Annotated in this window: 20 protein-coding genes and 2 pseudogenes; 7 read left to right on the top strand and 15 right to left on the bottom strand. The window is 76.0% G+C overall.

Annotation, left to right across the window (positions count from 1 at the left end; translation table 11 throughout):
- Window positions 1-4: 4 nt before the first annotated feature.
- On the bottom strand, window positions 5-592 hold the full coding sequence (locus IE219_RS18135; RefSeq protein WP_189978629.1) for a helix-turn-helix domain-containing protein: 588 nt from the start codon (window positions 590-592) through the stop codon (window positions 5-7).
- Window positions 593-659: 67 nt separating this feature from the next.
- Between IE219_RS18135 and IE219_RS18130 the strand changes: the two genes are divergently transcribed.
- Together IE219_RS18130 and IE219_RS18125 are read left to right on the top strand one after the other, a co-directional pair.
- Window positions 660-1,610: an NAD(P)/FAD-dependent oxidoreductase gene (locus IE219_RS18130; protein ID WP_189978627.1), complete on the top strand. Its 951-nt coding sequence runs from the start codon at window positions 660-662 to the stop codon at window positions 1,608-1,610.
- Between the two features lie 212 nt (window positions 1,611-1,822).
- Entirely contained in the window at window positions 1,823-2,605 is a 783-nt protein-coding gene (locus IE219_RS18125) for a VOC family protein (RefSeq protein ID WP_189978625.1), read from the top strand.
- Window positions 2,606-2,659: 54 nt separating this feature from the next.
- Here the strand turns inward: IE219_RS18125 and IE219_RS18120 are convergent, their stop codons facing one another.
- The 5 genes from IE219_RS18120 to IE219_RS18100 form a co-directional block, all read right to left on the bottom strand.
- Window positions 2,660-3,412, bottom strand: a complete 753-nt coding sequence (locus tag IE219_RS18120) for a PIG-L deacetylase family protein (protein WP_189978624.1) — start codon at window positions 3,410-3,412, stop codon at window positions 2,660-2,662.
- Between the two features lie 94 nt (window positions 3,413-3,506).
- Window positions 3,507-4,814, bottom strand: a complete 1,308-nt coding sequence (locus IE219_RS18115) for an alpha/beta fold hydrolase (protein ID WP_189978622.1) — start codon at window positions 4,812-4,814, stop codon at window positions 3,507-3,509.
- A gap of 107 nt (window positions 4,815-4,921) precedes the next feature.
- A complete protein-coding gene (gene nadE, locus IE219_RS18110; protein WP_189978620.1) occupies window positions 4,922-5,752 on the bottom strand; it encodes an NAD(+) synthase in 831 nt (276 codons plus the stop codon).
- Between the two features lie 96 nt (window positions 5,753-5,848).
- Window positions 5,849-6,178, bottom strand: a complete 330-nt coding sequence (locus IE219_RS18105) for a hypothetical protein (RefSeq protein WP_189978609.1) — start codon at window positions 6,176-6,178, stop codon at window positions 5,849-5,851.
- 130 nt (window positions 6,179-6,308) lie between these two features.
- Window positions 6,309-8,381, bottom strand: a complete 2,073-nt coding sequence (locus IE219_RS18100) for an ATP-binding protein (protein ID WP_229849838.1) — start codon at window positions 8,379-8,381, stop codon at window positions 6,309-6,311.
- Window positions 8,382-8,612: 231 nt separating this feature from the next.
- Between IE219_RS18100 and IE219_RS18095 the strand changes: the two genes are divergently transcribed.
- Together IE219_RS18095 and IE219_RS18090 are read left to right on the top strand one after the other, a co-directional pair.
- Entirely contained in the window at window positions 8,613-9,071 is a 459-nt protein-coding gene (locus tag IE219_RS18095) for a cyclic nucleotide-binding domain-containing protein (RefSeq protein WP_189978605.1), read from the top strand.
- Between the two features lie 129 nt (window positions 9,072-9,200).
- Window positions 9,201-10,577, top strand: a complete 1,377-nt coding sequence (locus tag IE219_RS18090) for a carboxyl transferase domain-containing protein (protein ID WP_189978603.1) — start codon at window positions 9,201-9,203, stop codon at window positions 10,575-10,577.
- A 30-nt stretch (window positions 10,578-10,607) separates the two neighbouring features.
- Here the strand turns inward: IE219_RS18090 and IE219_RS18085 are convergent.
- Window positions 10,608-10,763: pseudogene (locus IE219_RS18085) on the bottom strand (plasmid stabilization protein); the annotation flags it as partial.
- A 174-nt stretch (window positions 10,764-10,937) separates the two neighbouring features.
- Window positions 10,938-11,474, bottom strand: a complete 537-nt coding sequence (locus IE219_RS18080; RefSeq protein WP_189978601.1) for an ATP-binding protein — start codon at window positions 11,472-11,474, stop codon at window positions 10,938-10,940.
- A gap of 138 nt (window positions 11,475-11,612) precedes the next feature.
- On the opposite strand from IE219_RS18080, the gene IE219_RS18075 reads away from it, so the two are divergent.
- On the top strand, window positions 11,613-12,536 hold the full coding sequence (locus IE219_RS18075; RefSeq protein WP_189978599.1) for a SigB/SigF/SigG family RNA polymerase sigma factor: 924 nt from the start codon (window positions 11,613-11,615) through the stop codon (window positions 12,534-12,536).
- Here the strand turns inward: IE219_RS18075 and IE219_RS18070 are convergent.
- The 4 genes from IE219_RS18070 to IE219_RS18055 form a co-directional block, all read right to left on the bottom strand.
- The gene (locus IE219_RS18070) at window positions 12,484-12,990 is read right to left on the bottom strand and encodes an ATP-binding protein (protein WP_229849837.1); all 507 of its coding nucleotides are present in this window, start codon (window positions 12,988-12,990) and stop codon (window positions 12,484-12,486) included. The two genes, IE219_RS18075 and IE219_RS18070, sit on opposite strands and share 53 nt — an antisense overlap.
- Window positions 12,987-13,394 carry an STAS domain-containing protein gene (locus tag IE219_RS18065; protein WP_189978597.1) on the bottom strand — a complete coding sequence of 136 codons (408 nt, stop codon included), beginning with the start codon at window positions 13,392-13,394 and terminating at the stop codon, window positions 12,987-12,989. Before IE219_RS18065 ends, IE219_RS18070 begins: the two co-directional genes overlap by 4 nt.
- Window positions 13,395-13,545: 151 nt before the next feature.
- Window positions 13,546-15,201, bottom strand: a complete 1,656-nt coding sequence (locus tag IE219_RS18060; protein WP_189978595.1) for a glycosyl hydrolase family 8 — start codon at window positions 15,199-15,201, stop codon at window positions 13,546-13,548.
- A gap of 137 nt (window positions 15,202-15,338) precedes the next feature.
- Window positions 15,339-16,118 carry an alpha/beta fold hydrolase gene (locus IE219_RS18055; protein ID WP_189978594.1) on the bottom strand — a complete coding sequence of 260 codons (780 nt, stop codon included), beginning with the start codon at window positions 16,116-16,118 and terminating at the stop codon, window positions 15,339-15,341.
- Between the two features lie 302 nt (window positions 16,119-16,420).
- Between IE219_RS18055 and IE219_RS18050 the strand changes: the two genes are divergently transcribed.
- Both IE219_RS18050 and IE219_RS18045 read left to right on the top strand, forming a co-directional pair.
- Entirely contained in the window at window positions 16,421-17,056 is a 636-nt protein-coding gene (locus tag IE219_RS18050; RefSeq protein ID WP_189978593.1) for a LysE family translocator, read from the top strand.
- A gap of 146 nt (window positions 17,057-17,202) precedes the next feature.
- A complete protein-coding gene (locus IE219_RS18045; protein ID WP_189978592.1) occupies window positions 17,203-19,593 on the top strand; it encodes an ATP-binding cassette domain-containing protein in 2,391 nt (796 codons plus the stop codon).
- A 41-nt stretch (window positions 19,594-19,634) separates the two neighbouring features.
- On the opposite strand, the gene IE219_RS18040 is transcribed toward IE219_RS18045, so the two are convergent.
- The 3 genes and pseudogenes from IE219_RS18040 to IE219_RS18030 all read right to left on the bottom strand — a co-directional run.
- Window positions 19,635-20,267 carry a 4'-phosphopantetheinyl transferase superfamily protein gene (locus tag IE219_RS18040; protein WP_189978591.1) on the bottom strand — a complete coding sequence of 211 codons (633 nt, stop codon included), beginning with the start codon at window positions 20,265-20,267 and terminating at the stop codon, window positions 19,635-19,637.
- On the bottom strand, window positions 20,264-20,506 hold the full coding sequence (locus IE219_RS18035; RefSeq protein WP_189978590.1) for an acyl carrier protein: 243 nt from the start codon (window positions 20,504-20,506) through the stop codon (window positions 20,264-20,266). The genes IE219_RS18040 and IE219_RS18035 overlap by 4 nt, the downstream gene beginning before the upstream one ends.
- Window positions 20,507-20,550: 44 nt before the next feature.
- Window positions 20,551-20,733: pseudogene (locus IE219_RS18030) on the bottom strand (hypothetical protein); the annotation flags it as partial.

Below are 20,733 nucleotides of genomic sequence, written 5' to 3'. Positions count from 1 at the left end.
CCGCTCAGCCGGACTTCTTGGGCCGCGCCCGTACGTGCATCCGCTCCCCCTGCGGCCCGTACAGGCTCAGGAACTCCACCGGCCCGTCGGCGGTCGGCCCGAACCAGTGCGGCACCCGCGTGTCGAACTCGGCGGCCTCCCCCGCGCCCAGCACCACGTCGTGCTCGCCCAGCACCAGCCGCAGCCGCCCGGAGAGCACGTACAGCCACTCATACCCCTCGTGCACCCGCGGGTCCGGCTGCTCGGACGCCTTCTCCTGCACCACCTTGTACGCCTGGAGCCCGCCCGGCTGCCGGGTCAGCGGATACATCACCCGCCCGTGGCGGACGATCGGCCGGGCCCGCACCCGGGGATCGCCCACCGGCGGCGCGCCCACCAGCTCGTCCAGCGGGACCTGGTGGGCGCGGGCGAGCGGCAGGAGCAGCTCCAGACTGGGCTTGCGCTGCCCCGACTCCAGCCGGGAGAGGGTCGAGACGGAGATGCCGGTGGCGGTGGAGAGCTCGGCGAGGGTGACGCCCCGGTCGCGGCGGACCCGGCGCAGGCGGGGGCCGACCTCGGTCAGGACGGCGTCGATGCGATCGTCTTCGGTCATGCGTCCAGTGTTGCAGGAACGGCAAGTTTCCTTGCCGGGTCGGCAGGCCCCGGGTGAAGGTCGCCGTATGAACGCACACACCGACGAGAACAGCCACGAGGTCGTCGTCATCGGCGGCGGGGCGGCCGGGCTCAGCGCCGCCCTGATCCTCGGCCGGTCCCGCCGCCGCACCCTGGTGGTGGACTCCGGCGCCCCGCGCAACGCCCCCACCGCCCACATGCAGGGCTACCTCTCCCGGGACGGCATGGACCCGGCGGAGTTCCTGGCCGCCGGCCGGCGCGAACTGGTGCCGTACGGCGTCGAGGTCCGGCGGGGCGAGGTGACCGGTGCCGTCCGGGACGGCGACGGCTTCGCCCTCACCCTCGCGGACGGCACCGCGCTGACCGCCCGCCGCCTGGTCGTCGCCACCGGCCTCGTCGACGAGCTCCCGGAGGTCGAGGGGCTGGCCGGGCGGTGGGGCCGGGACGTGCTGCACTGCCCGTACTGCCACGGCTGGGAGGTCCGCGACCGGGCCTTCGGCGTCCTCGCCCACCCGACGATGCCCGCCCACCAGGCGCTGATGGTCTCCCACTGGTCCCCCGACGTCACCCTCTTCCTGAACGGCGCCGTCCTCACCGGCGAGGACGCCCGGCTGCTCGACGCGGCCGGCGTCCGCACCGTGGCCGGCCCGGTCCGGGGCGTCGCCGTCGAGGACGACCGGCTGACCGGCGTCCGCCTCGCCGACGGCACCGTGGCCGGCTGCGAGGTCCTCTTCGCCGCCGCCACCCGCCTGGCCGCCCGCCACGACGTGCTCCGGCGGCTCGGCGCGGAGCTGTACGAGACGCCGTTCGGCTCCTTCGTGAAGGTGGACGAGACCGGCCGGACCAGCGTCCCGGGCGTCTGGGCGGCGGGCAACGTCACCGGCCCGACCGAACAGGTCGTCAACGCGGCGAGCGCGGGCTACCGGGCGGGCACCGTGATCAACGCGGAACTGCTGATGGCCGACCTGACGGCGAAGGCGGACGCCCGCACCGCCTGAACCGGTCCGGGGCCGAGGGGGCGTGCCGCCGGGGAGCCGGGGGCGCAGGACGGCGGGCGGAGCCCCGGGCGGGCGCGGTGAGCGGCGGTCCGGGGCCCGGGGCGGGCGGGGGTGCGGCCGTTCCCCGGTCGCGCCGTCCGCGCGGAGGGCCGACGATCGGTCGTGGCGGCCGGAACCCGCCCGGCCGCGGGACCACGGAAGGACGGCACCCCATGCTCGGCACCCGGTACACCCACGGCTCGCCCTGCTGGCTCGACCTCGGCAGCCCCGACACCGGCGTCTCGGCGGCCTTCTACTCCGCCGTGCTGGGCTGGGAGTTCCGGTCGGCGGGCCCCGGGGCCGGCGGGTACGGCTTCTTCCAGCAGGACGGCGCCACCGTCGCCGCGCTCGGCCCGCTCACCGAGGAGGGCGCCCGCGGCGCCTGGACGGTCTACTTCCAGACGCCGGACGCGGACACCACCCAGATGGTGGCGGCGGCCGAGGGCGGCACGGTCCGGATGCCCGTCATGGACGTGATGGACGCGGGCCGGACGGCCGCGCTCACCGACCCGGGCGGCGCCGAGTTCGCGATCTGGCAGCCCGGGTCGGTACGCGGCCTCGACCGCACCTCGGCGCCCGGCGCCCTGGTCTGGGTGGAGCTGCACACCGCCGACCCGGAGGCCGCGCTCGGCTTCTACCGCTCGCTGTTCGAGTGGCGCTGGTCGGCGATGGAGGCCCCCGGCATGACGTACCGGGTGGTCTCCACCGCCGAGGGCGACCAGGAGGACGCCTCCTTCGGCGGGGCGGCCGAGCTCCAGGAGGGTGCCGACCGGGCCCGCTGGGTGCCGTACCTGGAGGTCACGGACGCCGACGCGACCGCCGACGCCGTGACGGCCGCCGGCGGCACGGTCCTCCTCCCGCCCGCCGACATCCCCGACGTCGGCCGCCTCGCCTGGTTCGCCGACCCCTTCGGCGCCCCGTTCGCGGTCCTGAAGCCGTCCCCGGCGATGAGCTGAACCCTTGGGAGCCGGGGCCCGGGCCGGGCACCGATTACGGCCCCGGCTCCGGGGTCAGCGCGGGAAGAGCTCGAAGGAGACGGCGGGGCGGCCGCCGAAGCGTCCGGCGGTCCGGCCCGTCGTCTCCGTGAGGAAGCCGCGGACGTACTCCTCCAGGTCCTGGTCCGTCAGCGCCTCGATGTAGGCGCGGTGGCAGAGCAGCGAGTCGACCGCGCGGGCGAGGCCGGGCCCCGCGTCGACGGCGTGGGTGGGCGTGCTGGAGGCGGCGACGGCGACCCAGCGGACGCCGTCCCAGGGGTCGAGCCCGTCCTCGGCCAGCTCCGGGAAGATCCAGCGGTTGCCCGCGTCCGCCGCCGCGTCCAGGACGGCGCGGCCGACGGCCACGTGGTCGGGGGTGTTGCGGGGCGCGCCCGGCCCGTCGCCCCAGCCCTCCCGGTGGTTGAGGGTGATGACGAGTTCGGGGCGGTGGCGGCGGATCGCGGCGGCGATGTCGCGGCGCAGCGCGGTCCCGTACTCGATGACGCCGTCGCGGTGGTCGAGGAACTCGACGGTGCCGACGCCGACGACGGCGGCGCTCGCCCGCTGCTCGCGCTCGCGCAGCGGCCCGCACCGCTCCGGGGCGAGCGTGTCGATCCCGGCCTCGCCGCGGCTGACCAGGAGGTAGACGACCTCCTTCCCGGCGTCCGTCCAGCTCGCGACGGCCGCCGCGCAGCCGTACTCCAGGTCGTCGGGATGGGCGACCACGGCGAGCGCGCGCCGCCAGTCGCCGGGCATCTCCGCGAGGTCCGCGGCTTCGGTGTCGCTCATGCCCGCAGGATACGGGGGCGCGGGGCCCGGCGCCGGGCCCCGCGCGGATCCGCGGGACCGGGTCCGGGACCCGTCCTCGTCGACCGTCCGGAGGTCAGAGTTCGTCGCGGGAGAGGGCGAGGAGGCGGTCGAGGACGCGGGGGCCGCCGGCCCGCACCCCGTCGTGCTCGAACTCGTCGGTGACCCAGGTGCGCAGCCCCCGGATCGCCCGGGCGGTCTCCAGGGAGTGGGCGGTGTCCACGTACATGTCGTCGTGGTAGACGGCGGCGGCCACCGGCACCTCGTTGACGGCGAGCCGCGCCGGGTCGTAGAGCGGGGTCCAGTCGTCCCGCCGCGCGAGGAGCTCCGCCGTCTCGCGCAGCGGGCGCAGGGCGGGGTCGGCGGTGAAGTGCCAGGGGTGGATCGTCTCGCCGGTGAGCAGGACGGGCCGCCCGGCGGCGAGCGCGGCGGCCGCGTCGAACTCGGGGAAGTCCGCCCGGATCCGCTCGGCGGCCCAGGCGGTGGGGCCCTTCCCCTGGGCGTAGATGGCCTCGTGGAGGACGGCGTAGAGGGGGTGTCCGGCGTACGAGAGGTGGGCCTGGACCTGTTCGAGGAAGGCGTCGGCGAGGACGGGTCCGCCGGGGGCGCGCACGAAGGCGCCCTCCAGGAGGTGGTGGAGCTGGTGGGTGCCGTCGCCGGAGCCGAGGAGGATGCCCAGGGACTGGAAGGACTCGGCGGTGAGGAGGCCGCCGCCGGGGAGGGCGGTCTCGTGCTCCAGGAGGTGGGCGGCGATCGTCCGGACGTGCTCGGCGTCGTCGGGGTAGCGGGCGAAGTGGGCCTCGTTCTTGCGGCGGGCCCTCGGGTAGGCGGCGGTGTACACCTCGTCGGCGGTGGCGTGGAGGGACGGCAGGCCGCCGGTGATCAGGACGCGCTCCAGGCCCTCGGGGGCGGTGGAGAGGTAGTGGACGGCGCAGAAGCCGCCGAAGCTCTGGCCGAGGACGGTCCAGGGGGCGCCGCCGGTGAGCCGGCGGCGGATCAGCTCGCAGTCCTTGACGATGGAGTCGGCGCGGAAGTGCGTCAGGTGGTCGGCCTGGGCGGCGGCGTCGCCGCGCGCCGGGAGGGTCTGGCGGTTGGCCGGGGTGGAGCGGCCGGTGCCGCGCTGGTCGAGGAGGAGCACCCGGAACTCGCGCAGGGCCCGGTCGAGCCACGCCTGCCGGCCGATGAAGCGGCGGGCGCCGAAGCCGGGGCCGCCCTCCAGGTAGACCAGCCAGGGCAGCCGCTCCCGCTCGGTGGCGGAGAGGCCGCTCGCGGCGATCTCGCGGGCGTACACCTCGATCTGCTCGCCGTCGGGGCGGGCGTGGTCGAGCGGGACGGGGAAGCGGTGGTCGGTGACGACGGTCCCGGGCTGGCGGTAGGTGGTCAAGGATGCTCCTGCTCCTGCTGCTGTTCCTGCGCGGTACGGCCCCGCCCGCCCAGTGGACCACAGGCCGGCGGGGGCCGTGCCGCCGCCCCCGCCTCCCGGTGGCCGGCTCAGGGGGCGAGCGGGAGCTGCCGCTTGTGCTCGGTGAGGTCGTAGCGGCGGACGATCGCCTCGTAGGCGGCGTCGGTGACCGGCTTGCCCTCCAGGAAGTCGTCGATGTCGTCGTAGGTGACGCCGAGCGCGTCCTCGTCGGGCTTGCCGGGGTCGAGGGTCTCCAGGTCGGCGGTGGGGACCTTCCAGACCAGCCCGTCGGGGGCGCCCAGCTCGGCGGCGACGGCGCGGACGCGCCGCTTGGTGAGGCCGGTGAGCGGGACGAGGTCGGCGGCGCCGTCGCCGAACTTGGTGAAGAAGCCGGAGACGGCCTCGGCGGCGTGGTCGGTGCCGACGACCAGGCCGTCCCGGGCGCCGGCCACCGCGTACTGGGCGATCATGCGCTGGCGGGCCTTGATGTTGCCGTGCACGAAGTCCTGGTGGTGGGCGTCGCGGAAGACGACCCCGGCCGCGACGGTGGCGTCGAGGGCGGCGTCGGCGGCCGGCTTGATGTCCACGGTGAGGACCTCGTCGGCGCGGATGAAGTCGAGGGCGGTCCGGGCGTCGCCCTCGTCGGCCTGGACGCCGTAGGGCAGGCGCATGGCGAGGAAGGCGGCGTCGTGGCCGGCGGCGCGGGCCCGCTCGACGGCGAGCTGGCAGAGCCGTCCGGCGGTGGTGGAGTCGACGCCCCCGCTGATGCCGAGGACGAGGGAGCGCAGCCCGGTGGTGGTGAGGCGCTCGGCGAGGAAGGCGACCCGGCGCTCGATCTCGGCACGGGGGTCGAAGGTGTCGGAGACCTGGAGCTCCCGGGCGATCTGCTGCTGGCGGGCGGTGGGCGCCGGGTCGGTCACGGCATTCTCCTCGTCGGACGGGGTGCGGTCGTCGCCCCCGACTCTACGGGGTGACCGGCACGGCGCCGCGCGGAGGCCGCCCGGGGCGGTCCGGGGTCAGCTGGGGGTGCCGTACGCCCCGATCACGGTGGCCCCGAGGTCGCACCAGACGGTGGAGGTGCCGCCCGAGGGGACGCGGTTGCCGAAGTGGCGGTACGTGTATCCGTTGTCCGTCCGGCGGCAGTCGGCGACGCCGGTGAACGAGGAGCCGGTACAGGTGATGCTCGCCCCCCGGTGGCCGCCGCTGCCGGTGATCAGCCGGGCGGAGCAGTCGAGCGGGACCGGGGCCGAGGCGGACGCGGCGGCCGGGGCGACGGCCGCGAGGGTGCCGCCGGCCGCGAGGCCGAGGGCGAGGACGGCCCGCAGGGCACGCTGGCGAAGACGCATGGGGGAACCTCCCGTGGAGCGACGATGCAATTACTGTGCGTAGTGAAAACTTACGCCAGGTGACCGCGCTCCACCAGCGGGGCCGGAAAGGTTGGCGAGTGGGCGCCAACCGTTCGAGGGCGGGAGCGGGTCAGTCGTCGCGGAGGGCGCGGTCCAGGCCGGCCTGGGGGAGGTCGCCGAGGGCGCGGAGGAAGATCTCCTCGTAGACCGGGTCGCCGAGGGCGGCGCGGACGGTGGCGGTGTGGTGGGCGTGGAGGGTGCGCAGGCCGGGGAGGCCGCGCCGGGGCTGGCCGGTGGCGCGCCAGTACGCCTCGCCGGTGCCGGAGACGTCGGCGGCGCGTTCGCCGTCGCCGGCGGCGGCGTGGGCGGTGGCGAGGACGTCGAGGCCGAGGGCGACGCCGAGGCTGGCACCGAGGGCGCGGGTGCCGGCGAGCATGGCGCGGGCGTGCCCGGCGGCGGCCCCGGGGTCGCCCTCCAGGAGGCCGGTGAGGGCGAGCTGGTACTCCAGGGCGGTGCGGATCCAGTGCTCGTCGAGGTGTTCGCAGTGGGCGCGCAGGGCGAGGGCGTCGGCGCGGGCCTCGGTGAGCCGGCCGAGGCCGGTGAGGGCGAAGACGCGGACGAGGTGGCAGCGCAGGGCGGCGGCGGAGTCGGCGGGGCCGCCGCGGGCGGCGGCGAGGACGTGGTCGACGACGACGAGGGCGGTGTGGGCGCGGCCGGTGGTGAGGGCGAGGAGTCCGGCGAGGGCGGCGGCGTCGAGGGTGAGGGCGCCGGGGCGGTACGGCTCCGAGGGGGCGCCGGGGGTGCGCAGCGGGTGCTCGGTGCGGCGGGCCTCGCGGGCGCAGCGCTCGCCCGCCTCCTGGGCGGGGCCGGACTCGCCCTGGAGGGCGAGGGTGACGCCGAGGGCCCACAGGGCGCGGGTGCGGGTCCGGCCCCGGGCGTCGCTGAGCAGCAGGGCCTGTTCGAGGCCGTCGCGGGCCTCGCGGAGGCGGCCCCGGCAGGACCAGGCGAAGGCGACGGCGCCGACGAGGTCGAGGGCGGCGTCGGGGTCGGTGCGCAGCAGCCGGTCGAGGGCGGTGCGCAGGTCGGTGTGGTGGGTGTCGACGGCGTGGTACCAGCGGAGCTGGCGGGGGCCGTGCCAGGCGGTCTCGCCGAGCCGGGCGAGGGCCCGGAAGTGGGCGGCGTGGCGGTCGGCGACGGCGGCGGTCTCGCCGAGCCGGTCCAGCCAGCCGGCGCCGTACTCGCGGAGGGTGTCGAGCACGCGGTGGCGGCCGGAGGGGTCGGCGGGGCGGACGACGGAGGCGCGGACGAGGCCGTCGAGGGCGGTGGGCAGGGCGGTGGGGGTGAGCGGTCCGCCGGCGCAGACGGCGGTGGCGGAGGCGAGGTCGAAGGGGCCCCGGAAGACGGAGAGCCGGGCCCACAGGAGCCGTTCGAGGGGTTCGGCGAGCTCGTGGCTCCAGCCGATGGCGGCGCGGAGGGTCTGGTGGCGGGCGGGCCAGACGCGGTCGGGGTGGGCGAGCAGGTCGAAGCGGGCGTCGGGCGGGGCGTCGAAGCGGCTGCCGAGCTGGTCGCGGACGGCGGGTGCGCCCTGGAGGCGGATCTGGGCGGCGGCGAGTTCGAGGGCGAGCGGGATGCCTTCGAGGCGGACGCATATCTCGGCGGCGGGGCCGGTGGCGGGCAGGTCCTCGCCCGCGGCGGCGCGCAGCAGGTCGAGGGCGTCGCCGCCGGTGGGCGGGAGCGGGTCGAGGAGGACGGTGTGCTCGCCGGGGACGCCGAGGGGACGCCGGGAGGTGGCGAGGACGGTGAGGCCGGGGGCGGCGGCGAGGAGGTCGGCGACGAGCCGGCCGCAGGCGTCGGCGAGGTGGTCGCAGCAGTCGAGGACGAGGAGGAGCCGGGTGTCGGCGAGGCGGCGGCGCAGGGCGCCGGCGTCGCTGCCGGGGCTGTGGTCGGAGAGGTCGACGGAGTCGGAGACGAGGGCGACGAGGAGCCGTTCGCCGTCGAGTTGGCCGAGGTCGGCCCACCAGGCGCCGTCGGAGTGGCGGTGGCGGGCGCGGTGGGCGGCGCGCAGGGCGAGCCGGGTCTTGCCGACGCCGCCGGGGCCGGTCACGGTGACGAGGCGGTGCTCCGCCAACGCGGCGGACAGGCGCTTCAGTTCCGTGCGGCGGCCCACGAACCCCGGGTTCTCGTCAGGGAGATGTCCACGCACGGGAGCAGTGTCCCCCATGGCGGCGCCGAAAGCTCCCGCCGGAGGAAGTCCGCCCCGGTCCGCGCCCCCTCCCGCTCCCCCGTGCGCCCCCGCGTGCCCCCTCTTCCGGGCGGTGCGCGGAGGGTCCGGCGCGGGGTCCCGGAGGCCGTCCGGCGGGGCCGTCGCCTGCGTTCCGGCGCCGTCGGGCGGACACTGGGAGCGGAGCCGTACGCGCGATGAGGAGGGTCCGCCATGAGGAGTGCCGCACCCAAGGCCAGCACGCTGCCGCCGGAGCACCGCGAGCGGCTGATGGCCTTCGCCGAGGACGTGTACTTCGAGGCCGGTCGGCGGCTCTTCGAGGAGCAGTCCCACGCGGACCGGTTCTGGATCGTGAAGACGGGGGCGGTGAACCTGGACGCGCGGGTGCCGGGGCGGGGCGCGCCGGTGATCGAGACGCTGCGCCACGGGGAGCTGGTGGGCCTGTCGTGGCTGTTCCCGCCGTACCTGTGCCAGTCGGGGGCGGAGGCGATGACTCCCGTACGGGCGCACGAGTTCGACGCGACGGCGGTGCGGTCGCTGTGCCACGCGGACCGGGAGTTCGGGGCGGCGGTGTTCTTCTGGGTGGGGTCGATCCTGGCGCACCGGCTCCAGGTGACCCGGGTGCGGCTGCTCGACCTGTACGCGCCGCACGGCAGCGGGATCATGGCCTGAGCCCGGTCCCGGAGTGATCTGTGCCGCACCGGGGCCGGGCCCCGGTGCGGCCCGGTGCCCCGGCGGTACGGTGACCGGCAGGTCCGGGCCCTTCCGCCGGTCCGGCGGGCGACGGGCGGGAGGCCCCCGATGACAGCACCGGCACCGAGGCACGCGCGCGAGGCGCTGGCCCTCGTCACCGACGACTTCGCCGAGCTGCCCGCGCCGCCCGCCGCGGCCGGGGCGTCCGGCGTCTCCGATGGGGACGGTCCGATCGGCTGGCCGGGTTACGGCCGGTCGCGGGCGGCGGCCGGGGCCCGGACGGGCACGCCGGAGTCGGTGCTCTGCGGGACGGCCACGGTCGGCGGGGCGCGGACGGTGCTGGTCTCGTTCGAGTTCGGCTTCCTCGGCGGTTCGATCGGCGAGGGGACCGGGGACCGGGTCGCCGCCGCGCACGCGCACGCCCGGGAGCACCGGCTGCCGGTGACGGTGCTGCTGGCCACCGGCGGGAGCCGGATGCAGGAGGGCATGCGGGCGCTGGCGCAGCTCCAGCGGCTGGCCGGGGAGTCGGCGCGGACCCGGGCGGCCGGGCTGGCGCAGCTGGCGGTGGTGTGCGATCCGACGACCGGCGGCGGCTGGGCGACACTGGGGGCGGGGGCCGACGTGGTGCTCGCGCTGCCGGGTGCCCAGGTGGGTTTCGCGGGGTCCCGGGTGCGTCCGGCGGACGCCGATCCCGCCGCGTACACGGCGGAGTCGCAGTACGCGCACGGGCACGTGGACGCGGTCGTGCCGGCGGCGGAGCTGCGGGCGGTGCTGGGGCGCTGGCTGGGGCTGCTGGGCGGTCCGGCGGCGGACGCGGTCCCGCCGCCGTACGCGCTGGGCGCGACGGACGCGGCGGGGAGCGGCCGGGAGGCGGTGGCGCGGGCGCGGCGGCCGGAGCGGCCCCGGGCGGGCCGCTATCTGGAGGCGGTGTTCACCGAGCGGGCGGAGCTGTCGGGCGACCGGGCGGGCGGCACCGATCCGGGCGTGCGCTGCGGTTTCGGCCGGCTTCCGGACGGGCGTACGGCGGCGTACGCGGCGCAGTGCGGGACGGCGACCCGGCCGGCCGGTTTCCGGACGGCGGCGCGGCTGGTGCGGCTGGCGGGGCGGCTGGGGGTGCCGGTGCTGACCCTGATCGACACCCCGGGCGCGGCGAACGACGCGGCGGCGGAGCGGGCCGGGGCGGGGCCGGCCATCGCGGACCTCTTCGGCGCCGTGGCGGAGGCGCCGGTGCCGGTGACGGCGCTGCTGATCGGCGAGGGCGGTTCGGGCGGGGCCCTGGCGCTGGCCGCGCCGGGCCGCACCTGGGCGACCCCGGACGCGTACTTCTCGGTGATCGCTCCCGAACTGGCGGCGGCGATCCTCAAGCGCCCGCCGGAGGAGGCGGACGCGCTGGCCGACGCCCTGCGGCTGCGCCCGGCGGACCTGGTGGACCTCGGGGTGGTGCGGGGCGTGGTGGGCACGGACCCGGACGCCCCGGCCCGGTGAGGGCCGGGGCGGTTCCGGGGGCGCCGGGCGTCAGTGGCCCAGTTTCCGCTTGAGTTCGGCCTTGTTCATGCCGGACCTGCCGTGCAGGTTCCGGCGCCGGGCCTCGGCGTAGAGCTGGTCGTAGGTGGGGCCTCCGGCGCCGCTGTGGGAGCGCTTGCCGCCGCGCCGGGAGGAGGACATGGCGGTCCCCGTGCCGCGCGGCTGCCGCGTGGCGCCGGGTCCAGCGGACCATGAGGCGCGGCAGCAGGAGCGGGGCCCGTCGTCCGGCCATGCGGCGGGCGGGGCGGTCGTCGGTGTTCAGGTCCTCCTCGATCTCGGCCGGTACGCGGCGTTCGTGCGCGGAGAGCCGGGCCTCGTCCATCACGGGCGCCTCCTCCGGTCCTGACCCCGCGCCGGGTGGCGGGGGCTTCCTCCCGGCGGCCACCCGCCCGGAGGCGGTTCAGACGGCCGGGACGGGCCGGAACGCTCCCCGGGGCCGAGTGGGAAGGGGATCGCGCACCAGACCGTCCGGCCCCGGTCGCGGGGGACGCAGCCCCAGGCGGCGGCGAGCCGTTCGACGAGGTAGAGGCCGTGGCCGTCGGGGCGGGCGGGGCGGTGGCGGCCGTGCGGGCGGGCCCGGACCGGTCCGGTGTCGCTGAGCTGGACCCAGACGCGGTCCCCGGCGCGGTCGAGGCGGAGCTCGTACGGGGTCCCGCCGTGCCGCACGGCGTCGGCGACGAGTTCGGTGACGACGAGGAGCAGGTCCCCGGCGGCGGTCCGGCGGGCCGGGGAGAGCGGGCCGTACCAGTCCCCGACCGCGGCTCCCGCGAGGGTGCGGCACCGGGCGGCCGTGCCGGGCCCGTCGCCGAGCGCGTACCGCCGGGCGCGGGCGGTGAGGTCGGTGTCTCCTTGCTCCATGTCCGGCTCCTGACCCCTCCCGAAGTGGGTCAAACGCCTCTTGACGGGCATGCTGGAAGAAGGACGCTCCACCGATGGGCCGCGACGCCACCCCCTCCGGCCGTGGCACCGGTCCCCCGGAACCGTCGAAGGAGTCCCATGACCGTCGGCCGAGCCGTACGCACCCCTTCCGCACGCGCCCCCACCCGCCCGTACCGGCCCGCGGCCGCCGCGCGGCGGCGGGCCCTGGCGGGGCTGCCGGAGCCGGAGCGCCCGGCGGCGGCCTCCACCGACGACGCCCGGACCCTCTCCGTGTCGCTGCTCACCCGGCTGGCGGAGCTGGAGGAGGGCACGCCGGAGCACGCGTACGTACGGAACACCCTGGTGGAGCTGAACCTGAGCCTGGTGAAGTTCGCCGCCCGGCGCTTCCGGGGGCGGGCCGAGCCGATGGAGGACATCGTCCAGGTCGGCACGATCGGCCTGATCAAGGCGATCGACCGCTTCGACCCGGCCCGCGGGGTCGACTTCTCGACCTTCGCCCTGCCGACCGTCATCGGCGAGATGAAACGTTTCTTCCGAGACACCGGATGGGCCGTCCACGTCCCCCGCCGCATGCAGGAACTCCGCATCGGCCTCGCCAGGGCCGCCGACGCCCTCGAACAGGCCGAGGGCCACCGCCCCAGCCGCTCCCGGCTCGCCGACCGCCTCCACCTCACCGAGGCCGAGGTGGCCGAGGGCGAGCTCGCCGCCCACGCGTACACCGCGCACTCCCTCGACGCCCCCGCCGGCGACGACGAGGAGGGCGCGCCCCGGGGCGCGGAGGGCCGCCGCGCCGCCGTCACCGAGCCCGCCTACGAGCTGATCGACGACCTGGAATCCCTCCGGCCGCTGGTGGCCCGGCTCTGCGAGCGGGACCGGCTGATCCTCGCGCTGCGCTTCTCCGGGGAGCTGACCCAGGCCGAGATCGGCCGCCGCGTCGGCCTCTCCCAGATGCACGTCTCGCGGCTCCTCGCCCGCATCCTCGACGAACTCAGGACGGGGCTGCTGGACGACGGTGCCACGGCGGACGGGACCGCCGGCTGACCTCCAGCCACACCACCTTGCCGGTCCCGCCGGGCCCCCGGCCGACCGAGCCCCAGTCGCTCGCCAGCCGGTCGAGCACCAGCAGTCCGTGGCCGCCCGGCAGCGAGGGCGAGCGGGGGGCCATCCGGCGCGGGGGCTCGGCGCTGCGGTCGGCCACCTCCACCCGCAGCAGTCCGTCCCGGTGGCGCAGGACGAACTCCTCGGGGCCGCCGCCGTGCAGGCAGGCGTTGGTGACCACCTCGGAGACCAGCAGCAGCACATCCTCGACGCGCTCCGCGTCCTCGGGGCTCTCCGCCGGGGTCCAGCCCCAGTCGGCGAGGGCCCGCGCGGTGAAGTCCCGGCAGCGGGAGACCGCCCCGGCGGCGCTCCGCAGCGGGAGCCGCCGGATCTGGGAACCTCCGGCGCCCGCGCCGTCCTCGCCCATCCCGCCCTCCCGCACGGCCGGTCCCGTCACGGCCGTTTCCCGGGCGGGCCGCCCGGTCCGGCGTCGAGGGCCTCGTGGACGTCCGCGTAGATCCGGAAGACGCGGACCGCGCCGGTGATCTCGAACATCCGGTCCACCGGCGGGCGCAGTCCGGCCAGGTCGAGGCCGGCGCCCGCCTCCCGGGCCTGGGCGCGGGCCCGGAGCAGCAGGTTCAGGCCGGTGGAGTCGCAGAAGTCGAGACCGGCGCAGTCCACCACGATCCGGGCCGCGTCGGCGTGCTTGTCCAGGGCGGTGCGCAGCGGTTCGACCGTGTCGTGGTCGAGTTCTCCGCGCGGGGCGAGCACCACGGTGCCGGTCCCCCGCGCGGAGCGCGCGTCGACCGTGAGCCGACCGGCCGGCGGCCCGTTCTCCGGTGGTACCTGCCCACCGTCCATGGACACCTCACCTTCACGAAGTGAGTCCATTTTCGGCCAGAGCGCCCCGCTTCGCTCTGCGAGGGGTCCGCCGGACGGCGGGACGGAAGCGGCCCCCGCCCGGTGGGCGGGGGCCGCGAGGGGGCCGGGGGTCACGGGGCCCCGGGGGGTGTTACGGGACCCAGTGGTTGCCGGAGACCGTGATCATGACCTGGAGCTGGATGCTGGCGGAGAAGTAGCTGCTGTTGTCGATGGGCGTGGCGACCATCTTGTTCCAGAGCGAGTCCAGCCACGCCTGGCTGCCGGGGTCGGTGGTGGCGGCGACGGCGAAGGGGGCGAAGAAGGCCGCCTCGCTGCCGGAGGAGATCTGGGTGCCGTTGAGCTTGTAGCCGACGGCGATCTTGTTCGGGTCGCCGCCGGTCTTCGTCTTGATCCAGCCGTTGAGCTTGCGCGCGGCGGCGAGGGACTTGGCGTCGCCGCTGGTGGCGGCGTCGGCGGCGATGCGCCACGGGGTGCGGCAGGCGTTCCACCAGTACTGGCCGTCGTTGGGGTCCTCCAGGACCTCGCCGGGGGCCGGCTTGGGGGTGGTGTTGGTGTTCACGACGAAGTCCGGCAGGAGGCCGGTGCTCGCGGCGTAGGTGGACTGGAGGTTGGCGATCTGGTTCTGGTGGGCGGTGCGGACCGCGTCCCAAGTGCTGTCGCCACCGGCCGCGCGGAAGGCGCGGAAGTGGTCGACCATCCAGTCGGAGGTGCGGGAGAGCCAGTAGTACTGGTCGCCCGAGCTGGTCCAGTCGCCGAGCTTGAGGAGCTTGGTGGTGGGGTTCACCTCGTCCTTCTTGATGGCGGCGATGTGCTTGAGGGCGAGCGCCTTGTAGTCGTACGTGCCCGCGCTGCCCCACTGCTTGTCGGCGAGGAGGAGGCCGTAGGCCACGTCCATGTCGCCGTCGGTGGCGCCGTCGCCGCCGTTGACGCTGCGGCAGTTGACGTCCTGCTCGGCGGCGAGGAGGTCGGGGTTGACGGAGGACGGGTGGTCGATCTTCCACTTGACCAGGCCGTCGAAGATCTTCTTGGCGTCGGGGTCGGCGCCGGCCATGGTGGCGGCGATGACCATGCCGTAGCCCTGGGCCTCGGCGACGTAGGGGTGGTCGGCGTCGGGCGAGATGACCTGGTACCAGCCGTTGCCGCAGTTCTGGCGGACGAAGGCGGACTTCCAGCGCTGGTAGTAGTCGACGACCTTCTGGTCGACGGCGGACTGCGCGCCGGAGGGCTTGAGGATGCCGGCCGCGTACGGCTTGAGGTGGCTGCCGAAGGGGACGGCGGGGCCGGCGTTCCCGCCGCCGTTGCCGCCGGCCGGGGCGCCGTAGACCTGCGCCTCCCAGAGCGAGTAGCCGTACGCGGTGCCCCGCGCGGTCCCGTAGATCCGCACGTAGCGACCGGAGCCGGAGACGGTCAGGTCGTCGACGGCGCCGTCGCCGCTGGTGGTGGAGTAGACGTCGGTCCAGGTGCTCCCGTCGGCGGAGGTCTGGACGCGGTAGGAGCGGGCGTACGCGTCCTCCCATTCGAGGCGCACCCGGGAGACCGTGTGGTTCGAACCGAGGTCGATCCGGAGCCACTGCGGGTCGGCGCCCTCCAGGCTGGCCCAGCGGGTGGTGGAGCTGCCGTCCACGGCGAGGCCGGGGGCGAAGCCGGTCCCCTCGACGGAGGAGGCCGTCGTGGGGCGGCCGGCGGAGACGAGGCCGTCGGCGGCCTGTGCCTCCGGCAGGGCGATGGTGAGGGGCAGGGTCAACAGGGCGGCGAGTCCGAGGGGGACGGCGCTGCGTCGACGCATGGGGGGTTCCCTTCTCTCCCAGGCGATCGCGTTAGGAAACGTTCCTAACGATCGGGCGCTGAGCGTAGGGACGACCGGGGCTCCGCGCAAGACCTCTGTACGGAGCCCCAGTTGAGAGCGTGTGTCGAAAAGGACCACTACCCCGGAAGGGTGCCCTCCGGAAGGGTGAGGGCAGTGGCGAGGGCGCGTGCGAAACCGTCGGGGTTGTCGAGCATCAGGTTGTGGCCGGCGGCCGGCACCACGAGGACCGGCACGCCCATCGCCGCCGCCTTCTCCGCCGCCGGATCCGGCAGGCTCTCCTCCCCCACCAGGAACACCCTCGGCAGCGTCAGCCCCGCCAGCACGTCCCCCGCCTCCGGGTCGCCGCCCGCCACCAGGGCGACGGCGCTGCGGTGGACCGCCCTCGGGTCGGCGAGCCGCAGCCGGGCCGCGTAGTCCGCCCGGTCGGCCAGCGCCAGCAGCCGGGCGAAACCGGTCCGGACGAACTCCTCCTCGTCCTGCCGGGCCACCGGCCGGCTGAACGCGCCCCCGCCCGCGTACAGGTTCGGCTCCGCGACGACCAGCCGGGCGATCCGCTCCGGCCGGGCCGCCGCCAGGTGGATCGCGACGGCGCCGCCCATGGAATGGCCCACCAGGTGCACGCCGGTGAGGCCGAGGTGGTCCAGGAGCGCGGCCACGGCCGCCGCCTGGCTCTCCGGCCGGTAGTCGAAGCCGGCGGGCCGGTCGCTCAGCCCGTACCCCAGCAGGTCGACCAGGAGGGCGCGCCCGCCGCCCAGCGCCGGATGCGCGGCGATGTGCGCGAAGTCGGAGGCCGCCGTGCAGCCCAGGCCGTGCAGGAAGACCCGGACGGGCCCGTCCCCCGGCAGGTCGATCCACCGCAGGTACGCCTTCGGTCCGGGCAGCGAGAACTGTCTCATGCGGCCACCCTACGAACCCGCGCGGTACGGCGTCCCACGCGCCCGCGCCCCCGTGGCGGCCCGGCGGCGCGTGCCGTCCCGCGCGCCCATCGCGGACCGGTGCCGTCTGCCGCCGCACGCGCCCGCGCGCGTTGCCGACCGATGCCGCGCCCCGTCCCGCGCGCCCGCGTGGGCTGGGGGTCGGTGCGGGCCCGGGCGCGCCGGGCGGGGCCGGGCGCGGTGGCTTGCGGGACCGGGGCCGTAACTGCGGAATCCGTCCGGCGGGGACGGCCCGCCGGACCGCTGCGATACGGTGGCCCTCCATGGCATCGAGCACCGCACTCTGGTCCTTCGCGCTGGTCGTGGGACTCCTCACCCTCACCCCCGGCCTCGACACGGCCCTCGTCCTGCGCACGGCCGCCCTCGGCCGCCGCACCCGCGCCTGGGGCGTCGTCCTCGGCATCCAGACCGGCACCCTGACCTGGGGCGCGCTGACCTCGCTCGGCGTGACGGCCCTCCTGACCGCCTCCCACCTGGCGTACGAGATCCTCCGCTGGGCGGGCGCGGCCTACCTGCTGTGGACGGCCGTCCTGATGGTCTCCCGGACCTTCCGGAAGGGCGCGGGCGGCGAGCGCGCCGAGGTGGCGATCGGCGGGACGGACACCTTCGCGGCGGGCTGGCGGCAGGGCACCCTCACCAACCTGCTCAACCCCAAGGTGGGCGTCTTCTACGTCGCCGTCCTGCCGCAGTTCATCCCGGCCGAGGCCCCGCACTTCGCGATGGGGCTCGGCCTGACCTCGGTGCACGTCGTGCTCGGCATCCTCTGGTCCACGGTCCTCATCGCCTCCGCGACCGCGCTCGGCGCCCGGCTGCGCGGCCCCCGGGCCCGCCGGGTCCTGGACCGGGTCACCGGCACGGTCATCGGCCTCTTCGCGGTACGGCTCGCGGTGGGCGACTGACGGCCCGCCGGCCCCCTCGCCCGTTCGGCGCCCGCACCGGCCGACGGGGCGTCCCCCCTCCGGGCCCGCGGCCCGGTCCGGTTGTCGGACCCGGCGCCTAAGGTGGCGCGTACCGACACCGCCGACCCCGGACGAGGGAGAGACCTTTGAGCACGGCCCAGCGGAGCGCCCCGACGCCGTCCGCGCCGCACATCGCCGACAGCCACGGCCTGATCCGCGTCATCGGCGCGCGCGAGAACAACCTCAAGGACGTGAGCATCGAGATCCCGAAGCGCCGGCTCACGGTCTTCACCGGGGTCTCCGGCTCCGGCAAGAGCTCGCTGGTCTTCGACACGGTCGCCGCCGAGTCGCAGCGGCTGATCAACGAGACGTACAGCGCCTTCGTCCAGGGGTTCATGCCGACCCTCGCCCGTCCCGACGTGGACGTGCTCGACGGGCTGACCACCGCGATCATCGTCGACCAGCAGCGGATGGGGTCCGACCCGCGCTCCACCGTCGGCACCGCCACCGACGCCAACGCGATGCTGCGGATCCTCTTCAGCCGCCTCGGCACCCCGCACATCGGCTCCTCGCGGGCCTTCTCCTTCAACATCCCGTCGGTCAGCGGGGCCGGCGCGGTGACCGTGGAGCGCGGCGGCCGGACCGTGAAGGAGCGCACCAGCTTCACCATCACCGGCGGCATGTGCCCGCGCTGCGAGGGCCGGGGCCGGGTCTCCGACATCGACCTGGCGCAGCTGTACGACGACTCCAAGTCGCTCGACGAGGGCGCGCTCACCATCCCCGGCTACACGGCGGACAGCTGGTACGGGCGCACCTACCGCCTCTCCGGGCTGCTCGACCCGGCGAAGCCGATCCGGGACTACTCCGCGCGGGAGCGCGACACCCTCCTGTACAAGGGGGCGACCCGGGTCAAGGTCGAGGGCGTCAACGTGACGTACGAGGGCCTGATCCCGAAGCTCCAGAAGTCCTTCCTGGCGAAGGACGTCGAGGCGCTCCAGCCGCACATCCGCGCCTTCGTGGAGCGGGCCACCACCACCCAGGTCTGCCCGGACTGCGACGGCACCCGGCTCAACGAGGGGGCCCGCTCCTCGAAGATCGACGGGCGGAGCATCGCGGACGCGTGCGCGATGCAGATCAGCGACCTGGCGGCGTGGGTGGCCGGGCTGTCCGACGCGTCGGTGGCGCCGCTCCTGGAGTCGCTGCGCCGGACCCTGGACTCCTTCGTGGAGATCGGCCTCGGCTACCTGTCCCTGGACCGTCCGGCGGGCACCCTGTCGGGCGGCGAGGCGCAGCGCGTGAAGATGATCCGGCACCTGGGCTCCTCGCTCACCGACGTCACCTATGTCTTCGACGAGCCGACGGCCGGTCTGCACCCGCACGACATCCAGCGGATGAACGAACTCCTGCTGCGGCTGCGGGACAAGGGCAACACGGTCCTGGTCGTGGAGCACAAGCCGGAGACCATCGCGATCGCCGACCACGTGGTGGACCTGGGGCCCGGCGCGGGCACCGGCGGCGGCACGGTCTGCTTCGAGGGGACCCTGGAGGGGCTGCGCGGCAGCGGCACGGTCACCGGCCGCCACCTCGACGACCGGGCCGCGGTGAAGAAGACGGTCCGGACCCCGTCCGGCGTGCTGCCCGTCCGCGGCGCGACCGCCAACAACCTGCGGAAGGTGGACGTCGACCTGCCGCTCGGTGTCCTCGCCGTGGTGACTGGTGTGGCCGGCTCCGGCAAGAGCTCGCTCGTGCACGGCTCGATCCCGGCGGAGGCCGGGGTGGTGTCGGTCGACCAGAGCCCGATCCGCGGTTCGCGGCGCAGCAACCCGGCGACGTACACCGGGCTGCTCGACCCGATCCGCAAGGCGTTCGCCAAGGCCAATGGGGTCAAGCCCGCGCTGTTCAGCGCCAATTCGGAGGGCGCCTGCCCGACCTGCAACGGCGCCGGGGTGACGTACACCGACCTCGCCATGATGGCCGGGGTGGCCACCACCTGCGAGGAGTGCGAGGGCCGGCGGTTCCAGGCGGCGGTGCTGGAATACCGGCTCGGCGGCCGGGACATCAGCGAGGTCCTCGCGATGCCGGTGGCCGAGGCGGAGCGGTACTTCTCCGAGGGCGAGGCGCGGACCCCGGCGGCGCACCGGATCCTGGAGCGGCTGGTGGACGTCGGGCTCGGGTACCTGACCCTGGGTCAGCCGCTCACCACGCTCTCCGGCGGCGAGCGGCAGCGGCTGAAGCTGGCCACGCACATGGGCGACAAGGGCGGGGTGTACGTCCTCGACGAGCCGACCACCGGGCTGCACCTCGCGGACGTGGAGCAGCTGCTGGCGCTCCTCGACCGGCTGGTGGACTCCGGGAAGTCGGTGATCGTGGTGGAGCACCACCAGGCGGTGATGGCGCACGCCGACTGGATCGTGGACCTGGGGCCGGGCGCGGGCCACGACGGCGGCCGGGTCGTCTTCGAGGGGACGCCGGCGGACCTGGTCGCGGCCCGCTCGACCCTCACGGGCGAGCACCTGGCGCGGTACGTGGGGGCCTGAGCGGCGCGCTCCCGGCGGCCCGTCCGCGTCTCCGGTCCCGCTCAGGCGGTGGTGGCGAGCGGGCCGTCTAGGACGGACGGCGGGGCGGCGGAGGCGATCGCCGCGACGGCGGACCGGGCGGGGTCCGTCCACTCCCGGAGCCGTCCGGCCGCCGGGCCCGCCTTGAAGCGGGCCTCGGCGCGGACCCAGGCCCGCAGGAGCGCGGCCCCCTGGTCGGGCGCGGCCTCCGCCTCCCGGATCTCCGGCTCCGTCAGCAGCCCGCGGAGGACCCGCGGGGGGCCGGGACGGCGGGCGGCGGGTTCCACGTCGACGCCGACGGGGCCGTGTCCGGCGGCGGCCGCGACCACGCCGTCGGCGTGGCTCAGGCTGAGGCCGATCCCCGGGTCGCCGGGGAGGTACGGGCGGCCGTGGCCGTCCCGCCCGCACCCGGGACAGCGCTGGGCGGGCCCGGCGTCCGCCAAGGGCCGCCCGGTGAGCCGGGCGGCGCAGAGCCGGAGCAGCAGCCGGGCCGCCAGGACGTCGTCGCGGCGGGCGGGGACGCGGACGGCGTCGAGGCGGCGCAGCTCCCAGGGCGCGAGGAGGTGCGGGCCGAGGCCGGGGCGGTCCAGGACCTCCCGGGTGGTGGCCACGACCGCGAAAGCCTCCGGAAGGGCCTCCGCGGGGCGGGGGCTCATCCGGTGGGGGTTCCGCTGGGGCTGAGGAAGCGCTCCTGGACGCGGTTCAGGGTGCGGAAGTCGTCGATGGTGACGTCCTGGAGGTCGATGGAGGTACCGGAGACGTCCTCCAGGAGGTCGATGAACTCCAGGAAGTCCATGGAGTCGATGAGCCGGCCCTCGATGAGGTCCTCGTCGGCGGCGAGCGGCCCGTCGAGGCCGGGGTTCTTCTCCAGGATCCAGGCGGCGATGCGGTCCACGGGTGGTTCTCCTTGTGCTGCGGGGAAGGGAAGGGGGCCGGGCGTCAGGCCGCGGCGGTGACGGCGCGGAGGTGGTCGAGGGCCTTTTCGGCGGTGCCGTGGGCGAGGATCATGGCGTGGACCCAGCGTTCCGTGCCGAAGGCCACGCAGGCGCTGTAGGCGGTGCCGTGGGAACCGGCGGTGATGCCCAGGCGCTCGCCGAAGAAGTTGCGGTGGCGGTTGACGGA

Source organism: Streptomyces termitum (genome assembly GCF_014650175.1).
GTDB lineage: Bacteria > Actinomycetota > Actinomycetes > Streptomycetales > Streptomycetaceae > Streptomyces > Streptomyces termitum.
This window is presented reverse-complemented; position numbering and strand designations above follow the sequence as displayed.